Consider the following 16913-nt stretch of genomic DNA (forward strand, 5'->3'; position numbering starts at 1 on the left):
CTCAGCCGCGCGGCGGCTGGGCGTCGGCGACGGTGCGCCGCGCGTCCGGCGGCAGGTCTTCTTCGCGCAGGCCGAGGTAGATGGGCGCGCCGTTGCGGCGGTGGATGTTGATCTTGGCGTTGTAGACGCGGTGGATGAAGCCGTGCTTGTCCGCCACGTGGTACTCGCTGATGCCCCACAGGCCGGCGTCGTCGCGGCGGCCGGTGAGGTAGCAGGCGATCTCGTCGACCTCGGAGCCGGCGAGCTTCAGGCCGTTCAGGCTGCGCAGCGGCGCGCGCGTGCGCTCGACGAAGTCCAGGCTGTCGATGCGCACGTCCTCGCCGCTGGCTTCGTCGCGCATCAGCGTGTTGAACTTGCCGACCAGGATCTGGCCCGGCTGCGCGTTGTCGATCATGCGCGCCAGCTCGATGGTGACCTGGCCGACCAAGTAGCTGAACGAGGTCGGGTTCAGGCCCTCGGACTGGTAGAACTCGTAGTGCGAGCCGACGTGGAAGCAGGCGCGCAGCCGCGGCACGGACTCCGGCCGCGTCGCGCGCTCATGGGCCAGCGCGTTGTCGGCCAGGATGAACTGCATCAGCTGGTACAGCTCGACGTTGGCCTCGACGCCGCGCATGCGGTTCCAGATGTAGAAGCCGTCGCCCGTGGTGGTGCGCGCGAAGTTGATGTTGATTTCCTGGTCCAGCAGCTTGGCGTAGGCGGCGTTGACGGAGCAGGACAGGCTGTTGAGCTGCACCACCTGCTGCAGCGGCGTCAGCAGCGAGAAGCCCACGGCGTCGAACAGGATGACGGCGCGGTCCTCCACCAGGCGCACGCCGTAGCGCGCGGCGATGGCGGCGATCAGCGGCAGGCCCAGGCCCCGTTCGGGCGAGAACGGCAGCGCGATCGCGCAGGGCGCGATGCCGAGCGCGGCGGCCACGGCGTCGAAGGCCTGGGGGTCGAGGTGGGCCTGGCTGGACAGCAGCCCGTCCAGCAGCCGCGCGCGGCGCTGCAGCTCGTCGGGCGCCAGGTCGCCGTCGCCGAGGGCGAACTCGGTCAGCATCTGGTGCGGCGCCACCAGCGCGCGCAGGCCGCTGGCCTCCGGCGTCCACGCGAAGATCAGGTTGTCCCCCAGGTGCCACAGCGCGTACAGCGCCTGGTCGAGCACGATGATGTTGTCGCGCAGCTGGGTTTCGCTCAGGCCGGCCGGGGCCGGATAGGCCATGAAGCCATCCAGCCAGGACCGGCGTTTGCGCAGCTCTTCTTTCACAAGCGGGCTCCGGATGAAGGAGCCCGATTGTCTTTCAGAGCCGCGCTCAATCGGGCGGGCCGAGGTGCCGGGCCAGGAAGCGCTCGACGCGGCCCCAGAAGTCCTGCTGTGTCTCGAGGTCGAACCAGCCGTGGCCTTCGTCGGGGTAGACCACCCATTCGAGCGGCTGGTCCGGGCGCAGCGCGGCCTTCATGTCCCGGCCGTGCTTGATCGGCACCCGCCGGTCCTCGCCGCCGTAGGCCATCAGCAGCGGCATGCGGATCTCGCCGGCGCGCAGCAGCGGCGAGGTGCGGCGCATCTGCTCGGCGTCGGTGTCGGGGTCGGCCACCAGGCGCTTCATGCCGTACTGCTTCCACTCCTCGGAGACGTCGCTCCAGCCGATGCTGCCCATCAGGCCGATGTCGGTCACGCCCACCCAGTTGACGGCGCACTTGAACAGCTCGCCCTGCGTGACGGCGCCCATCAGGGCCGCGTAGCCGCCATAGCTGGCGCCCATGATGCAGGCGCGCGCGGGGTCGGCCCAGCCCTGCCCGACGGCCCAGGCCAGGGTGTCGGCCAGGTCGTCCTGCATGGCCAGGCCCCACTGCTTCCAGCCGGCGTGGAAGAGCTTCGCGCCATAGCCGGTGCTGCCGCGGAACTCGGGCTCCAGCACCAGGTAGCCGCGGCTGGCGAGGAACTGCGCGTCGCGCTCCCAGGCCCAGTGCGTGCCGCGCACGTAGGGGCCGCCGTGTACGAGCACGACCGTGGGCACCCGGCCACCCTTGAGGCCGCCGGCCGGCTGCGTGACGAGCACCGGGAAGGCCAGCCCGTCGCGCGCGGTGACGCGGTGGTAGTCGCGCTGGCCCATGGCGTCGCGCCGCAGCTCGGCCGGCGGGGTGGCCAGCTTCTGCAGCCGCTGGTCGGCCGGCGTGTAGAGGTAGTAGGCCGCCGGCTGCCGGTCGGACAGCGCGGTGACGACCAGGTGCATCGCATCCAGGCAGCGGCTGCACTCGACGAGGTTGACGGTGCCGGGCAGCCGGGCGTCGATGTCGGCCTGCACGGCCTTCATCGCCGGGTCCAGCCAGACGGTGCCGGGCGCGTCGGTCTCGAAGCGCACGCCCAGCAGGCGGCGGGCGGCGGGGTCGAACACGAGCCGGCCCTGGTAGTCGTAGCCGGGCGTGGTGACCAGCGGCGCCTCGACCGGCGTGCCCGTGCCGGGGTCGAGCTCGAACAGCGCCGTGTAGCCGCGGTGGCCGCGCGTGCCCAGCACCCGGCCGTCCGGGCCGATCCAGGTCGGCCAGGCCTGGCGGCGGCTGTAGCCGTCGTCCTCGAACCACGGCTGCCAGGCGCCCTCGGCGTCGCGCTTGTAGAAGCGGCTGCGGCCGGCCAGGAAGGTTTCGACCGCGTAGGGCTCGCCGCGCCAGTCCAGCACCCAGGCGGACACGTGGTCGGGCACGCCGGCGCTGAGGTTGCGGGTCAGGCCGGTGCGGGTGTCCAGCCGCGCCAGCTGCACGCCGCGGGCCTCCGGGTCCGTCGACCAGCGGCGGCGCTGCACGATGACCTCGTTGCCGCCGTCCGGCGGGACGCGGTGCAGCGTCCAGTTGATGTCCAGCCGGCGGTCGGCGATGCGGCTGCTGTCGTTGCTGATGAAGGACTTGTGGCTGCTGATGAGCTGGCGGAACCCGGCGCCGTCGCGGTCCACCGCCCACAGGCCCTCGGCCATCACGCGGGTGCTGCCGTCGGGCGAGTCGGAGACCTGGAACACCAGCCGGTCCTCGTTGACCCAGTGGTGCGCGGCGATGTCGGCATCGTTGAAGCCGGCGACCACCTTGGGCGGCGCCATGGCCTGCAGGTCCAGCACGGCCAGCCACATGCGGTCGCGCTTGCCGGCCATCTGGATGGCCAGGTAGCGGCCGCTCGGGCTGAGCTTGGGCGCGCGCAGCGGCGGCCGCTTGAAGAACGCGGTGATGGACGGCGGCGCCGCGGCCGGCGCGGCCTCCGCCGGCGCCGCCGCACCGGCCAGCCCGATGGCCAGCGCGGCCAGCCAAGTCCCTGTGCTTGTCCTCATCCGCCCGCCCCTCGCTGTGGAGCGCGGGATTCTGCCCGCCTATCATGGCCGGTTCGCTCGTGAAAATTCCCATGCCGTCCCCTGAGTCGAAATTCATCCGCGTGCGCGGCGCGCGCACCCACAACCTGAAGAACATCGACGTGGACCTGCCGCGCCATGCGCTGGTGGTCATCACGGGGCTGTCGGGCTCGGGCAAGTCGTCGCTGGCCTTCGACACGCTGTACGCGGAGGGCCAGCGGCGCTACGTCGAGAGCCTGTCCAGCTACGCGCGCCAGTTCCTGCAGCTGATGGACAAGCCGGACGTGGACGTCATCGAGGGCCTGAGCCCGGCGATCTCCATCGAGCAGAAGGCCACCAGCCACAACCCGCGTTCCACGGTCGGCACGGTCACCGAGATCCACGACTACCTGCGCCTGCTCTACGCCCGCGCCGGCACGCCCTTCTGCCCCGACCACGGTCTGCCGCTGGAGGCGCAGTCGGTCAGCCAGATGGTGGACGCGGTGCTGGCGATGCCTGACGAGTCGCGGCTGATGCTGCTGGCGCCCGTCGTGCGCGACCGCAAGGGCGAGTTCGCGGAGCTGTTCCAGGACCTGCAGGCGCAGGGCTATGTGCGCTTCCGCGTCGACGGCGCGACGGTGGAGGCGCCCGACGTGCCGGCGCTGAAGAAGACCGAGAAGCACGACATCGACGTGGTCATCGACCGCATCAAGCTGCGCCACGACGCCGCGGACTCGCTGCGCCAGCGCCTGGCCGAGAGCTTCGAGGCCGCGCTGCGGCTGGCCGACGGCCGCGCGCTGGTGCTGGACATGGACTCGAACGCGACCACGCTGTTCTCCAGCAAGTTCGCCTGCCCGGTCTGCGCCTACTCGCTGCCGGAGCTGGAGCCGCGGCTGTTCTCGTTCAACTCGCCGGTGGGCGCCTGCCCGGGCTGCGAGGGGCTGGGCCAGGTCACCGCGCTGGACGCCGACCGCGTCGTCGCCTTCCCGACGCTGAGCCTGGCCAGCGGTGCCGTGAAGGGCTGGGACCGGCGCAACCCCTACACCTTCTCGATGCTGGAATCGGTCGCCGCGCACTACGGCTTCGACGTCGAGGCGCCGTGGGAGACGCTGCCGGCCGACGCCCGGCAGGTGCTGCTGCACGGCTCGGGCGAGCAGGACATCGCCTTCACCTACCAGGCCGAGAGCGCCAGCGGCAAGAAGCGCTCGGTCAAGCGCAGCCACCCCTTCGAGGGCATCCTGCCCAACCTGCAGCGCCGCTACAAGGAAACCGACTCGGCCGCCGTGCGCGAGGACCTGGCCCGCTACATGGCCGCCAAGCCCTGCCCGGCCTGCGAGGGTTCGCGGCTGCGCCGCGAGGCCCGCCACGTGGTGCTGCAGCCCGCCGACGCGCCGCCGGGCTTCAAGGGCCGGCCCATCTACGAGGTCGAGCACGCGACGCTGCGCGAATGCCTGGACTATTTCGAGGGCCTGCAGCTCAAGGGCAACAAGGCCGAGATCGGCGACAAGGTGGTGCGCGAGATCGCGTCCCGGCTGCGCTTCCTGAACGACGTGGGCCTGAACTACCTGAGCCTGGACCGCAGCGCCGACACGCTGTCCGGCGGCGAGGCGCAGCGCATCCGCCTCGCATCGCAGATCGGCTCGGGGCTGACCGGCGTGATGTACGTGCTCGACGAGCCCAGCATCGGCCTGCACCAGCGCGACAACGACCGCCTGATCGCCACGCTGCGCCGGCTGCGCGACCTGGGCAACTCGGTGCTGGTCGTCGAGCACGACGAGGACGCGATCCGCGCCGCCGACTGGGTGCTGGACCTCGGCCCCGGCGCCGGCGTGCACGGCGGCCGCGTGATGTCGCAGGGCACGCCCGAGCAGGTGGCGGCCGACCCGGCCTCGCTGACCGGCCGCTACCTGAGCGGCGCGGCCGGCATCGCCGTGCCTGCCGAGCGCCACCGCGCCGTGGACGGCCAGCGGCTGCGCATCGTCAACGCGCGCGGCAACAACCTGAAGGGCGTGACGGTCGAGATCCCGGTCGGCCTGCTGACCTGCGTGACCGGCGTCAGCGGCTCGGGCAAGAGCACGCTGGTCAACGACACGCTGTACGCCGCCGTCGCCAAGAAGCTCTACCAGAGCCATGCCGACCCGGCCGCGCACGACGAGATCGAGGGCCTGGACGCCTTCGACAAGGTCATCAACGTCGACCAGAGCCCGATCGGCCGCACGCCGCGCTCCAACCCGGCCACCTACACCGGCCTGTTCACGCCCATCCGCGAGCTGTTCGCCGAGATGCCCACCGCGCGCGAGCGCGGCTACGGTCCGGGGCGCTTCAGCTTCAACGTCGCCGGCGGCCGCTGCGAGGCCTGCCAGGGCGACGGCGTGCTGAAGGTGGAGATGCACTTCCTGCCCGACGTCTACGTGCCCTGCGACGTCTGCCAGGGCCGGCGCTACAACCGCGAGACGCTGGAGGTGCTCTACAAGGGCAAGAACATCACCGAGGTGCTGAACATGACGGTGGAGGACGCCTACCAGCTCTTCAGCGCCGTGCCGGCGCTGGCGCGCAAGCTGCAGACGCTCTTGGACGTGGGCCTGGGCTACGTCAAGCTGGGCCAGAGCGCGACCACGCTGTCCGGCGGCGAGGCGCAGCGCGTCAAGCTGGCGCTGGAGCTCTCCAAGCGCGACACCGGCCGCACGCTCTACATCCTCGACGAGCCGACCACCGGCCTGCACTTCGCCGACATCGCGCTGCTGCTCAAGGTGCTGCACCAGCTGCGCGACGCGGGCAACACCATCGTCGTCATCGAGCACAACCTGGACGTCATCAAGACGGCCGACTGGCTGATCGACATGGGGCCGGAAGGTGGCGCCGGCGGCGGCACGCTGCTGGTGGCCGGCACGCCGGAAACCGTGGCCGCCTGCGCGGCCAGCCACACCGGGCGCTACCTGGCGCCGCTGCTCAAAAAACGCTGACCGGCGCGCTTCAGCGGCGGCGCCGCGTGGCGCGGGCGCCCACCAGCAGCAGGCCCGCCGCCAGCATCGCCCAGGTGCCGGGCTCCGGCACGGCCGGCGGCACCTCGGTCGGGCGCACCGTGCCGGGCGGCAGCATCGGCATGCCGGGGAAGATCAGCGGCGGCACGGCGACGCCGCCGCCACCGCCGCCCGCGACCGGCGCGCTCGGCAGCATGCCGCCGCCCAGGCCGGCAAAGCTGTTGGCCGGCGGCGTGGACAGGCCGACCGGCAGGCCGGCCTGCTGCGCGAAGCTGTCCGGCGCCGCGGCGGCCATCGGGCCGGCCCCCGGGGCTTCGAACTCCAGCGGCTCGGCGGGCGCGGCCGCCGTGCTGCCGCCACCGGCGGCCGGCGCCGCCGCGGCGGCGGGTGCCTCCTGCCGGCGGATGCGGCTGACGTTGCGGCACACCGTGGGCACGAGGATGCACTGGCCGTCCTCGCAATACACCAGGCCGCGCTCCTGCATCTGGGCGGACCACTTGGCGCGCGTCACCGTGCGGCAGACCGCGCCGGGGCCGAAATGCATGTCGGTGATCTCGGGCGCGTACTGCGCCTTGCCCTGGCCCTGGATGCCGTCGCGCGCGATGACGGCGATGTCGTCATAGCTGCGCGCCTTCATGCGCGCCTTCAGCTTCTCGCGCGTGGCGGCGGGGATGTCCTGGTAGCGGTCCACGGCCGCCACCACGTCGCCCATGAAGGGGTTGACGCCGGGGCGGTCCCAGTTGCATTGCGGCAGCGTGGAACCGGCGGAAACGGCGAGGGCAAAGGTGGCGATCAGTGACATAAATAGGGCCCGAAAACACAGGGCGCGCACGAATCAGGGCGCATGCCCGCATGTTAGAGAGCGGGTGGGCCGGCCTGCGGCCCCGTCCCTCGGACATGGGGTAAGCATCCAGTGAGGAATGTCACGGAATTGCAAGGAACCGTGACGCCGCAGCCCCCCTGGGGCGCCGGGGCTTGCTCTATCGTGCCGACCCGCCCCCCTCGCCGCTCCTCCTCCGCCCCATGCCCGACCGCGCCCCGCCGCAGGTGCTCTACGTCGAAGACGACCGCATCCAGCTGATCCTGATGGAAGAGGTGTTCCGGCTGCTGCCGGGCTGGGAGCTGTGCTGCGCCGAGACCGGCGCCGAGGCGCTGGCCTCGCTGGCCGCGCAGCGGCCGGCGCTGGTGCTGGTGGACATGCACCTGCCCGACATGAGCGGCCTGGCGCTGCGCGCCCGCGTGGCGGCGGACGCGGCGCTGGCCGGTGCGCTGCGGGGCGTGCGCTGGATCGCGCTGTCGGCCGACGACCCCGGCGCCCTCGTGCGCGCCGCACGCGAGGCCGGCTTCGACGACTACTGGCTCAAGCCCATCGACGTGCCGCGCCTGCAGCGCGACCTGCAGGCGCTGTTCTGACGCCGGACATGAAAAAGCCCGGCAGTGCCGGGCTCGGAACCTGCGGGGGCCGCGCCGCGCGCGGCGGCCGCGTCACTTCAGGTGGCTGTTGATCAGCTTGGTCATCTCGAACATGTCGGCCTTGGCCTTGCCGAAGATTTCCTTCAGCTTGGCGTCGGCGTTGATGACGCGCTTCTGCAGTTCGTCCTGCAGCTTGTTCTTCTTGATGTACTCCCAGACCTTCTTGGTCACGTCGGTGCGCGGCAGCGGGGCCGCGCCGACGATGGCCGCGAGCGCGGCGCTGGGGGTCAGGGCCTTCATGAAGGCGGCGTTGGGCGTGCGCTTCTTGGCCGGGTCCGCGGCCTTCTTGGCCGCGGTTGCCTTCTTCGCGGGCGCGGCGGCCTTCTTCGCCGGGTCCGCCGCCTTCTTCGCCGGGGCGGCCTTCTTGGCCGGCGCCGCTGCCTTCTTCGCGGGCGCGGCCTTCTTCGCAGTTGCCATGTCGATTCACTCCATCAAAAGTTGTTGATGTGCCGGGTCCGGGTGAAGGCCGCGTAAGCCTTCAATACTCGCTGGCACCCTGCGGCGGCGATGGTACTGCGCTCCCTCTGGGAAGAGAAGGATTTCTAGGCGTGAAAAGGCCGCATCCGCCCATCGGCGGGGGTGAAAACCGCGGGTTGTCGTGGCCGTGCATCAATACACGTCGCGGCGGTAGCGTCCCTGCACCGTGAGCTCGTCGAGCCGCGCGTCGCCGAGCACGTCGCGCAGCACGTCCTCGACGCCGCCGGCCATGCCCTGCAGGCTGCCGCAGACGTAGAGGGCCGCGCCGGCCGCCACCCACTCGCGCAGCTGCGCCGCCTGCTCGGCGAGGCGGTGCTGCACGTAGCGGCGCTCGGGCTGGTCGCGCGAGAACACCCAGTCCACATGGGCCAGCACGCCGCTGCGCTGCCAGGCCTCGACGTCGGCGCGGTAGAGCGCGTCGTGCTCGGCCTCGCGCTCGCCGAACAGCAGCCAGCAGGCCGGCGCGGCGGCTTGCGCGGCACGCGCCTTCAGGTGCGCGCGCAGGCCCGCCAGGCCGGTGCCGTTGCCGATCAGGATCAGCGGGCGTTGCGCGTTGTCGCCGATGCGGAAGCCCGTGTGCGCGCGCAGCCGCAGCGCGACGGTGTCGCCGACGGCGGCCTGCGCGCACAGCTGCGACGAGGCCAGGCCCGGGCTACCGTCGCTGCGCTGCGCCTGGCGCACGAGCAGGTGCAGCCGCCCGTCGGCGGGCAGCGAGGCGATGGAGTATTCGCGCGGCCGCTGCGGGTCGGCGGCGGGCTGCATCTGCACCAGGTCGCCCGCCTCCCAGTGCGGCAGCGCGCTGCCCTCGGGCGGCGCCAGTTCGAGGTGGCAGACGGGCTCGCCCTGGCTGCCGGGGTTGAGCCGCTCCCGCCGCAGCAGCCGCCAGGGCTGGAAGTCCGGCGCCGTCCAGTCCGGCAGGTCCAGCGTGCCGGCGATGTGGCTGAGCTGCTCGCGCCAGCGCTGCAGCGCGGCGGCGTCGCTGCAGTCCACCTCGATGCACTCGAACAGCGGCTGCGCGCCCTGGCGGCGCAACCAGTCGTCCAGCAGCCGGCCGAAGCCGCAGTAGTGCTTGTAGCTGCTGTCGCCGAGCGCGAGCAGGCCGAAGTGCAGGCCGGACAGGCCGGCGCCGCCGGCCGCGCCCATGACCTGGCGCACGAAGGCGGCGGCGCCGTCGGGCGCGTCGCCCTCGCCGTAGGTGCTGGCGATCAGCAGCGCGCGCTCGGCCGCCTGCAGCTCGGCGTGCGTGACCTCGCCCAGCGCCGCGAGCCGCACGGGCACGCCGGCCAGGTGCAGCGCGCGGGCGGTCTGCCAGGCGATCTCCTCGGCCTGGCCGGTCTGGCTGGCGTGCAGCACCAGCAGCGGCGCCTGGCCGTCGGCGGCCGGCAGCAGCGCCTGCGCCGCGGCGGCGGCCGCCTGGGCGCGGCGGCGCTGGCGCCACGCGATGCCGCCGCACAGCAGCGCGTACAGCGCCACGCCCAGCAGCGCCAGCGCGATGCGCTCCGGCGCGAGCGTCGCCAGCGCGTTCACTGGGCCAGCTCCAGCAGGGCCGGCGACAGCCGTTCGTCGACGCCGCCGTCGGCGCGGCGGACCAGCCAGCGGGCCGCGATGCGCTCGCGGCGGGCGAGCGCCAGGCCGTCGTCGGGGCCGAGCACGGTCAGCGCGGTGGACCAGGCGTCGGCCCACATGCACTGCGCATGCACGACGCTGACCGAGGCGGGCGCATGCGCGACCGGGCGGCCGCTCCGCGGGTCGATGGTGTGCGCATGGCGGCGGCCGTCGGCGGCGGTGAAGAAGCGCCGGTAGTCGCCGGAGGTGGCGACGGACAGGCCGTGCAGCGCCAGCCGCGTGGCCGGCAGCGCCGGGCTCGCGGCGATGTCGGGCGGGGTTTCGAGGTCCACCCACCAGGGCTGGGCGTCGGGCTTGAGGCCGTGGCCGCGCAGCTCGCCGCCGATCTCGACCAGGCAGTGCCGCACGCCCAGGGCGCGCAGCGTGTCGGCGACGAGGTCGACCGCATAGCCCTTGGCGATGCCGGAGAAGTCCAGCCGCAGGCCGCCCGGCTGCAGCACGCGGGCGCCGTCCACGCGCAGCCGGCGCCAGCCGCCGTGCGCGAGCGCGGCGGCGCAGGCGGCGGCATCGGGCGCCGTGAAGCCGGGGGCGTCGAAGCGCTGCGGGCCGGGGCCGAAGCCCCACAGGTCCACCAGCGCGCCGGCGGCGGGGTCGAAGGCGCCGTCGCTGGCGGCGGCCACCCGCAGCGCGCAGTCCAGCACGCCCATCAGCTCATCGGGCAGCGCATGCCAGCTGCCGGCCGGCGCGGCGTTGAAGCGGCTGAGCGCCGAGTCGGCCAGCCAGGTGCTCATCTGCTCGATGACCAGCCGCAGGCAGGCGTCGATGGCCGGCGCCCATGCGGCCGGCTGCGCGAGGCCGGCGAGCGCCAGCACGCGCCAGGTGGTGCCCATCGTGGCGCCGCCCAGCGCATGCAGCCGCGCGCCGAGCGCGGGCTCGGCCTGCGGCTCCAGTTGCAGCGGCACGAGCACGCGCGGCTCGGCCAGGGACGGACTCATGTCGGTATTCAGTTCGGTATTCAAGGGCCCAAGGGCCGAGCGCCGGGCCGCTCCCAAGCCGGCCCGTTGGGCGATGCATGCGGCTCGATGCCGCATGCATCGCCATCCTCTCGCGATCGACCAGACCCGCGCGCGTTCAGCGCCGCGGGCCTGGGCGAGGGGCATCCATCACTGCGCGAGCACTTCCAGCGTCGTCACATAGCTGGCGCGGCGTGCCGGCTTGTCCAGCGTGCCGGCCTCAGCGGTGCGCGGCGCATTGGGGTCGCGGGCCGGGGCGGCGCTCAGCCAGTACATGCCGGGCTCGGGCCACTTGACGCTGATCTTGCCTTCGGCATCGCTGGTCAGCTTGATCTCGCCGAGCTTGTCGCGGTAGCGGATGCCGCCGGGGATGACGGTGACGGCGATGTTGGCCGCAGGCTTGCCGTCCAGCACGAAGCGGAACTGGGCGGTCTCGCCGGCCGTCAGGTCGTTGGGGTGGGTGATGGGCACCAGCTCCAGGCCCTGGCCGGTGGGCGCCAGCACCTTGTCGGTGGGCTTGCCGGAGGTCACGAAGATCTCGTTGCGGCCGGCCGACACGGAGACCTGCACCTCCTGCGCATTGGCCGGGATCTGCGCGGCCAGCGCCTCCAGCGAGGCGGCGCGCACGCGCTTCTGCACGCCGTCCACCTTGAAGCTGGCGTTGGCGCCGTTGTTGACGACGGCGATCTTGTAGGTGCCGGGCTGCGAGAGCTTCACGTCGAAGGTGCTGCGGTAGCGGCCCTTGGCGGCGTTCTCGGCCTTGCCCGGGCTGCCGTCGGGCGTGAAGACGACGAGGTTGTCCAGGCCCATCGCGACGTGCTCGAAATAGAACAGGTCGTTGGAGATGGCGGCGTCCACCGTCACCCAGGGTTCGGTGCCGGACAGCACGGTGGCGGACGGCAGCAGCCAGCCGCGGTGGGCCTGGGCGGCACCGGGCAGCAGGGCGGCGGCGATGGCGATGGCGGCGGTGATGTGCTTCAGCTTCATGGGAGTGCTCCTAGGGGGTTCAGGGTTTGACGGTGAGGCTGACCGCGCCGAGCTCATGCTCGCCCTTCGCGGTGGCCGTGGCGGCGGCGGCCTTGGCCGGCCACTGGAACGGAACCTTGACGACCTCGCGGCCGCCCACTTCGCGGGCCGCCTCGATGACGAGCTGGTAGTCGCCGGCCGGCAGCGTGGCCAGCGGGCCCTTGGCGCCGCTGAAGCTGACGCTGTGCTCGCCGGGCGCGCGCGTGGCGCTGCTGAGGCCGTCGGCCGGCAGGGCCAGGTCGCGGCCGCTCTTGCGCCACCAGGCCCGCATGTCCTTGAGCCACTTGCTGCCTTCGTTGTTCTTCATCTTCACGTCGTACCAGACGGCCAGGTTGGCGGCGACGCTCTGGTCGGCCTTCTCGACCCAGATGGCGACGTAGGGCCGGTGGTATTCGGCCACGGCCAGGCGCGGGATTTCGAGCTTGAGCGCCAGTTCGGCGGCATGGCCCGGCAGGGCCACCGTCGCGGCGGCCAGGGCGAAGGAGTAGCGGAGTTGCATGGAAAGCCCTCGTGGTGATGTCAGTGGATGAACAGGATGGCGAGCAGGAAAGGCAGCAACAGCCCCAGGCCGACCATGGGCCAGGTGCTCGGGCGGTTGGTGGCGTGCATCTTCAGGATCAGCAGGCCGGTGATGGAGAACACCAGGCAGGCGACCGCGAAGACGTCGATGAACCAGCTCCAGGCGGTACCGGTGTGGCGGCCCTTGTGCAGGTCGTTGAAATAGGAGATCCAGCCGCGCTCGGTCAGCTCGTACTCGACGGCGCCGCTGTCGCGCTGCACGCGCAGCCAGGCGTCGCCGCCGGGGCGCGGCAGCGGCAGGTAGATCTCCTCGGGCGACCATTCGGCGTCGCGCCCGTCCAGGCGCAGCTTCAGCGTGTCGGCCAGCCAGCTGCGCAGCTCGGGCGTCAGCGGGGCCTTGCGCTCGTCCTCGTCGTCGGCGGGCTTCAGCTGCAGCAGCAGCGGCGCGGGCAGCTGGCCCTTGAGCTGGGTGACGACGGGCGTGGCGCCGATGTCGGCGGCGTGGTTCAGCGTGATGCCGGTGACGGAGAACAGCAACATGCCGATCAGGCACAGCGCGGAGCTGATCCAGTGCCACTGGTGCAGCGTCTTGAGCCAGGCGGAGCGCTGGGCGGAGGCGGAGGGTGCGGCCATGGCGGTCAGGTCTCGGCCCATTGCCGCAGCAGGTTGTGGTAGTGGTGGGTCAGCGCCTTGGTGTCGGCGTCGTCGCCGAGGCGGCCGCGCAGGCGCTGGATGGTCTGGTCCAGCTCGAACAGCATCGTGCGGCGGCCGTCGTCGCGCACCAGGCTCTGGGTCCAGAAGAAGGAGGCCACGCGCGCACCGCGCGTGACCGGCTCGACGCGGTGCAGGCTGCTGCTGGCGTAGACGACCATGTCGCCCGCCGGCAGCTTGACCTCGTGCTCGCCGTAGGTGTCGGTGACGATGAGCTCGCCGCCGTCGTACTCCTCGGGCTCGCACAGGAAGACGGTGGTGGACACGTCGCTGCGCAGCGGCTGCTCGGTGCCGGCCTGGCGCATCAGCGCGCCGTCCACGTGCAGCCCGTAGTGCTCGCCGCCTTCGTAGCGGTTGAACAGCGGCGCCAGCGTGCGCAGCGGCAGCGCCGCCGAGATGAACAGCGGATGGCGCGCGAGCACCTGCCGGATGTGGTCGCCGATCTGCCGGCCCACGGGGTGGTCCACCGGCAGCTGGCGGTTGCGCTTGACCTGCGCGCCCTGGGCGCCGACGGTCTCGCGGCCGTCGGTCCAGTCGGCCGCGTCCAGGCCGCGGCGCATTTCGCGCACGTCGTCTTTGCTGAGGATGGCGGGGATATGGAGCAGCATGGCTGGAGTGGCCAAGCCCGCGCCGGTGCGAAGTCGGCGCAGGCTCGGTGTTGGCTAGAGCCCATCCTTGTTGATCAGTGTTGATCAGGAGAGGTGATGGGGCTTAAGTTCGACGTATTGGTATTATCCCTTATCACGTTGGATGCTAAAACACTTGAGAGGTTGCCTTAGTACTTATTACCGCTTGCGCCGCCTTAACGAACGCGTCGAGGTCAGGCGGGGAAAGCCAAAGCGGCGTTGAAACGCGAAGCGGCCACTCCACTGCGGACGAAGAGTCGCGTTGGAACCTAACGACCCGTGCAGTATAGCCATGCTCCGAGCGGAGCCTTGCAACTACTTCTCGAGCCTTTCCCTCATTTTGCACATCAATGGGATTGGTGAACGGGTTAAAGGTCAGCAACCCAGAGGAAAGCTCTGAAGTCTCTGAAAAGCCATAAATCCGATCACTACCCCATTGCGAGGCAACCAACTTCCTGAAATAGGCGGCCAAACTGAGCGTGTATCCAGAAATCTTGGAGCGGCCAATTTCAGAGTACACATCGCAGGAGTTGGCCAGCGCCTGGAAAGTGGGCAGCTTTGATGACGAAATTTTGGAGAGCGCAGACGCGACGTCCTGATCACCACCAGTTACTTTGTAAACCATTGAAGGAGCAGCTTGCCCTCTCCTCATTAATAGAATTCCAGTGCCATTTGCACCAGCCTGCCACTTGCTTCCCGAGGTGACCAGGTAATCAAGATTCAACGCATTGAAGTCAAACTCAACCATTCCAAGAAGATGTGCCGCGTCGCAAATGCTGAGCATCTCATGCTCGCGCGCCAAGTTGGCCAGCGCCGCAATCGGCAACATGAGGCCCGTCACGTAGGTGGGAGAAGACCAAAGCAAAGCTTTTGGCTTCTTGCCAGAGGTTTTTAGTGCCTTTATCCGTTGGCGGAAAGATCCGCGATCTCTTCTGCGCCGGACACTTGCAGTGGAAGGTTTACAACCGCTATTTCTATCTGAAATATGTGGCGGGCGGATCTCAAAAAAGCAAGAATGCTCGGATGTTCTTGATTGGATGTAACCACCACTTGTCCCGGTTCCCAAGCCAAGCCGAGAAGTAGTTTCATCATGCCATCAGTTGCGCTGTCGACAAATGCAACCTGGCTCAAATCCACCCCGAGATTACGAGCCATTCTCAAGCGCTCGTCGCGCGGCTCGACCAAATCATCTTGAGTGAGACTGGTGGAAAGAGTTTTTCTCAGCGTGGATGCCGCGAGAATCTTAGAGGTCGACGATGGCTTCGTTAGATCGGCATCAATGTCGAAATAGATCTTGTTGCCAGTTCGCCCAGTAAATAGCTTCCTGCTGCGAGACCAGAAGTCAGAGTCAGCCAGCAGGTCGCTGTAGAGACTTTCGCTCGATTGATAGTCGCCTCCGCCACCACAGGCTTGCAACGCAGTCAAAACTCCAGCGCCTGATCCAACGCCCAGGATGCGAAGGAACTCGCGGCGGCGCCGCCCGGAAATCTCTTTCTCTTCGATATTCATGGTTGCCCTTTGCTTATAATTTTGGCTTGCAGAACGAAGCATCAATAGCCTTAACTAACGCCGCAAGGCCGAAAGATGCAAGGAAGCAGGGGGCCAACAGCGTCCGGGTCCAGAGAAATGCAGGTATGGAGGCGCAAAGTGAAGTTATGCCGATAAACGACCAACTCCACGAGTTGAAGGGGGTAATCCGCTGTGATCGATCAATTATCCATGAATCTAGCCAAAACATTGGAGCGATCAACGCTGCGCTGACGGCAAGTCGGTCGTCGAACCAATATCCGGCCCCTGCGCCGGCCAGCAATACCGCAGTCACGAAGGCCATGGCTTTGCTGTGTCGCTTGGTCAACATTCCGGAAGCCCTTCCTCGTCACCATCTTCCCAACTATCGTCAAGAACCGTTGAGCAACCGGCATACGCCAAGCTCGCAGCGTATCTGCCCAATGCGATATTCGCACCGCTGTAAGAAAATACGGCAAGTCCCACACCGCCCGCGAAGGCAGTACATATCAATCCGACCCCAGTGTTCTCCTTCACGACATCAGCGCCATACGAGTTTTTGATGGCAAATGTGTACGACCCATTACCTTCTTTGTTCACAGTGGCTTTCCAGCCCGCCGGCAGGTTGGCGGTGAGAATTTGCCCCCCACTGTTTGGGGGTTTGCACACGGTGGCACCCTGGATGGTTGCGCTGTATTCGTTGATGTATCGCACCTCTATTCCTCCGCTCGGAAATTTTCAGAAATAAAATTTTCGAAATGGACCAGCTTGTTCCGCTTGTACAAGCTTTCCCTCTCTAGCGAGTATTGCTGGTGGTTCTCGTCTTTGGCGCATTCTTCAGCAAACACCTTCAGGGCAAAATTTATTTGTTTCCCAAATTCTTCGGGCGACGACACAGATCTCCTCAACTCAATCTTCTGATCAGCTTTGCTCATCAGCACCCATCTGAGGTAATCGTGGAGTCGCAGCGTGTGTACTCCACAAGAGATATGCATTGATGGCTCAGCGCCCACGGTTTCAGTTTCATGCCACCAACCTCTGGGAACATATAGGATATCGCCAGGCGACAGTACTCTGTCAACCACTAGTTCAAGTTTCTCATCCGGGTCAACACCATTCGATTTGTGCAGTGTGCTCGGCTGATTGTAAAGCGGTAGCTCCATCGTTGGTCGATAGACCTTCCATCGTTTCTTGCCAATCACTTGAACTGCGAATACGCAATGTCGATCCCAGTGCGATCCAAAAGTCCTGGACCGTCCCTTGGAGACATACGCGTTCCCAAGAACGATGTTTTTCGAAATTTGCGCCAAGTCACTGCAAACTCGAGAACCCAGGACACTGTATCTATCAAAACGATTTACAACGAGCGATGCGCCCTGGCGAAACCGCTCCTCGATTTCCTCAACTTTGTACTCGTGGATCACATTTTGATTTTCTTCAATCGCTACGAGGTAATCAGGTGGAGAAAGTCGTTCGCTTTGGAAGAAGCGGACCTCACCGCCGACGGGATTTATTCCATGAAAGTCCCGAGAGAAGTCGCTCCATTCGTAATTGAGTCCATGAAGGGCTCCTTCAAAGAAGGCTACCTTTTTCTCAAAAATCTCGCGGAAATCTGATTCGCCCAGCTTCAAGTCAATAATAGGTTTGCGGCTCATGGTTGGAAAATGGTTGTAGACGGGATTGGCACGCGAAATCTACGTAGAAATTGTCAGCATAGAAATGGCT

General features: G+C 68.3%; 17 protein-coding genes. 2 read left to right on the forward strand and 15 right to left on the reverse strand.

What is annotated here, in order from left to right:
- Position 1: 1 nt before the first annotated feature.
- Positions 2-1201, reverse strand: a complete 1200-nt coding sequence (locus QM788_RS05590; protein WP_415660492.1) for a hypothetical protein — start codon at positions 1199-1201, stop codon at positions 2-4.
- Positions 1202-1292: 91 nt separating this feature from the next.
- Positions 1293-3293 carry an alpha/beta hydrolase family protein gene (locus QM788_RS05595; protein WP_415660493.1) on the reverse strand — a complete coding sequence of 667 codons (2001 nt, stop codon included), beginning with the start codon at positions 3291-3293 and terminating at the stop codon, positions 1293-1295.
- 71 nt (positions 3294-3364) lie between these two features.
- Here QM788_RS05595 and uvrA point away from each other — a divergent pair, with 71 nt between their 5' ends.
- Positions 3365-6253, forward strand: a complete 2889-nt coding sequence (gene uvrA / locus QM788_RS05600; RefSeq protein WP_415660494.1) for an excinuclease ABC subunit UvrA — start codon at positions 3365-3367, stop codon at positions 6251-6253.
- Positions 6254-6263: 10 nt separating this feature from the next.
- Here the strand turns inward: uvrA and QM788_RS05605 are convergent, their stop codons facing one another.
- A complete protein-coding gene (locus tag QM788_RS05605; protein WP_415660495.1) occupies positions 6264-7073 on the reverse strand; it encodes an MHFG family PEP-CTERM protein in 810 nt (269 codons plus the stop codon).
- Between the two features lie 221 nt (positions 7074-7294).
- Between QM788_RS05605 and QM788_RS05610 the strand changes: the two genes are divergently transcribed.
- Entirely contained in the window at positions 7295-7684 is a 390-nt protein-coding gene (locus QM788_RS05610) for a response regulator (RefSeq protein WP_415660496.1), read from the forward strand.
- Between the two features lie 72 nt (positions 7685-7756).
- Here the strand turns inward: QM788_RS05610 and QM788_RS05615 are convergent, their stop codons facing one another.
- The 12 genes from QM788_RS05615 to QM788_RS05670 form a co-directional block, all read right to left on the reverse strand.
- The gene (locus QM788_RS05615; protein WP_415660497.1) at positions 7757-8161 is read right to left on the reverse strand and encodes an SWIB/MDM2 domain-containing protein; all 405 of its coding nucleotides are present in this window, start codon (positions 8159-8161) and stop codon (positions 7757-7759) included.
- Positions 8162-8353: 192 nt separating this feature from the next.
- Positions 8354-9739 carry a sulfite reductase subunit alpha gene (locus QM788_RS05620; protein ID WP_415661162.1) on the reverse strand — a complete coding sequence of 462 codons (1386 nt, stop codon included), beginning with the start codon at positions 9737-9739 and terminating at the stop codon, positions 8354-8356.
- Positions 9740-9744: 5 nt separating this feature from the next.
- On the reverse strand, positions 9745-10782 hold the full coding sequence (locus QM788_RS05625) for an FAD:protein FMN transferase (RefSeq protein ID WP_415660498.1): 1038 nt from the start codon (positions 10780-10782) through the stop codon (positions 9745-9747).
- Positions 10783-10950: 168 nt separating this feature from the next.
- The gene (locus QM788_RS05630) at positions 10951-11787 is read right to left on the reverse strand and encodes a DUF4198 domain-containing protein (RefSeq protein WP_415660499.1); all 837 of its coding nucleotides are present in this window, start codon (positions 11785-11787) and stop codon (positions 10951-10953) included.
- A 19-nt stretch (positions 11788-11806) separates the two neighbouring features.
- Positions 11807-12325, reverse strand: coding sequence for a DUF2271 domain-containing protein (locus tag QM788_RS05635; protein ID WP_415660500.1), 519 nt, complete (start codon positions 12323-12325; stop codon positions 11807-11809).
- A 20-nt stretch (positions 12326-12345) separates the two neighbouring features.
- The gene (locus tag QM788_RS05640) at positions 12346-12978 is read right to left on the reverse strand and encodes a PepSY-associated TM helix domain-containing protein (protein WP_415660501.1); all 633 of its coding nucleotides are present in this window, start codon (positions 12976-12978) and stop codon (positions 12346-12348) included.
- A 5-nt stretch (positions 12979-12983) separates the two neighbouring features.
- Positions 12984-13664 (reverse strand): Fe2+-dependent dioxygenase, encoded by a 681-nt coding sequence (locus QM788_RS05645; protein WP_415660502.1) that lies wholly within the window; start codon positions 13662-13664, stop codon positions 12984-12986.
- A gap of 145 nt (positions 13665-13809) precedes the next feature.
- On the reverse strand, positions 13810-14682 hold the full coding sequence (locus QM788_RS05650) for an aminotransferase class V-fold PLP-dependent enzyme (protein WP_415661163.1): 873 nt from the start codon (positions 14680-14682) through the stop codon (positions 13810-13812).
- Positions 14583-15191: a hypothetical protein gene (locus QM788_RS05655; RefSeq protein WP_415660503.1), complete on the reverse strand. Its 609-nt coding sequence runs from the start codon at positions 15189-15191 to the stop codon at positions 14583-14585. Before QM788_RS05655 ends, QM788_RS05650 begins: the two co-directional genes overlap by 100 nt.
- Before the next feature lie 13 nt (positions 15192-15204).
- The gene (locus tag QM788_RS05660; RefSeq protein ID WP_415660504.1) at positions 15205-15513 is read right to left on the reverse strand and encodes a hypothetical protein; all 309 of its coding nucleotides are present in this window, start codon (positions 15511-15513) and stop codon (positions 15205-15207) included.
- 20 nt (positions 15514-15533) lie between these two features.
- Complete coding sequence (locus QM788_RS05665) at positions 15534-15902, reverse strand: hypothetical protein (protein ID WP_415660505.1); 369 nt, start codon at positions 15900-15902, stop codon at positions 15534-15536.
- Positions 15903-15904: 2 nt separating this feature from the next.
- Positions 15905-16843, reverse strand: a complete 939-nt coding sequence (locus QM788_RS05670; RefSeq protein ID WP_415660506.1) for a JmjC domain-containing protein — start codon at positions 16841-16843, stop codon at positions 15905-15907.
- Positions 16844-16913: the final 70 nt, after the last annotated feature.

This window comes from Roseateles sp. (genome assembly GCF_047654785.1).
In the GTDB taxonomy this organism is placed as follows: domain Bacteria; phylum Pseudomonadota; class Gammaproteobacteria; order Burkholderiales; family Burkholderiaceae_C; genus Pelomonas.

Bases quoted from the DNA above. Each gene is read 5' to 3' on its own strand.
- QM788_RS05625 (WP_415660498.1), bottom strand. From the start codon at position 10,782: ATGAGTCCGTCCCTGGCCGAGCCGCGCGTGCTCGTGCCGCTGCAACTG.
- QM788_RS05660 (WP_415660504.1), bottom strand. From the start codon at position 15,513: ATGGCCTTCGTGACTGCGGTATTGCTGGCCGGCGCAGGGGCCGGATAT.
- QM788_RS05590 (WP_415660492.1), bottom strand. From the start codon at position 1,201: ATGGCCTATCCGGCCCCGGCCGGCCTGAGCGAAACCCAGCTGCGCGAC.
- QM788_RS05610 (WP_415660496.1), top strand. From the start codon at position 7,295: ATGCCCGACCGCGCCCCGCCGCAGGTGCTCTACGTCGAAGACGACCGC.
- QM788_RS05630 (WP_415660499.1), bottom strand. From the start codon at position 11,787: ATGAAGCTGAAGCACATCACCGCCGCCATCGCCATCGCCGCCGCCCTG.
- QM788_RS05645 (WP_415660502.1), bottom strand. From the start codon at position 13,664: ATGCTGCTCCATATCCCCGCCATCCTCAGCAAAGACGACGTGCGCGAA.
- QM788_RS05635 (WP_415660500.1), bottom strand. From the start codon at position 12,325: ATGCAACTCCGCTACTCCTTCGCCCTGGCCGCCGCGACGGTGGCCCTG.
- QM788_RS05655 (WP_415660503.1), bottom strand. From the start codon at position 15,191: ATGAATATCGAAGAGAAAGAGATTTCCGGGCGGCGCCGCCGCGAGTTC.
- QM788_RS05605 (WP_415660495.1), bottom strand. From the start codon at position 7,073: ATGTCACTGATCGCCACCTTTGCCCTCGCCGTTTCCGCCGGTTCCACG.
- QM788_RS05640 (WP_415660501.1), bottom strand. From the start codon at position 12,978: ATGGCCGCACCCTCCGCCTCCGCCCAGCGCTCCGCCTGGCTCAAGACG.
- QM788_RS05595 (WP_415660493.1), bottom strand. From the start codon at position 3,293: ATGAGGACAAGCACAGGGACTTGGCTGGCCGCGCTGGCCATCGGGCTG.
- QM788_RS05615 (WP_415660497.1), bottom strand. From the start codon at position 8,161: ATGGCAACTGCGAAGAAGGCCGCGCCCGCGAAGAAGGCAGCGGCGCCG.
- uvrA (WP_415660494.1), top strand. From the start codon at position 3,365: ATGCCGTCCCCTGAGTCGAAATTCATCCGCGTGCGCGGCGCGCGCACC.
- QM788_RS05670 (WP_415660506.1), bottom strand. From the start codon at position 16,843: ATGAGCCGCAAACCTATTATTGACTTGAAGCTGGGCGAATCAGATTTC.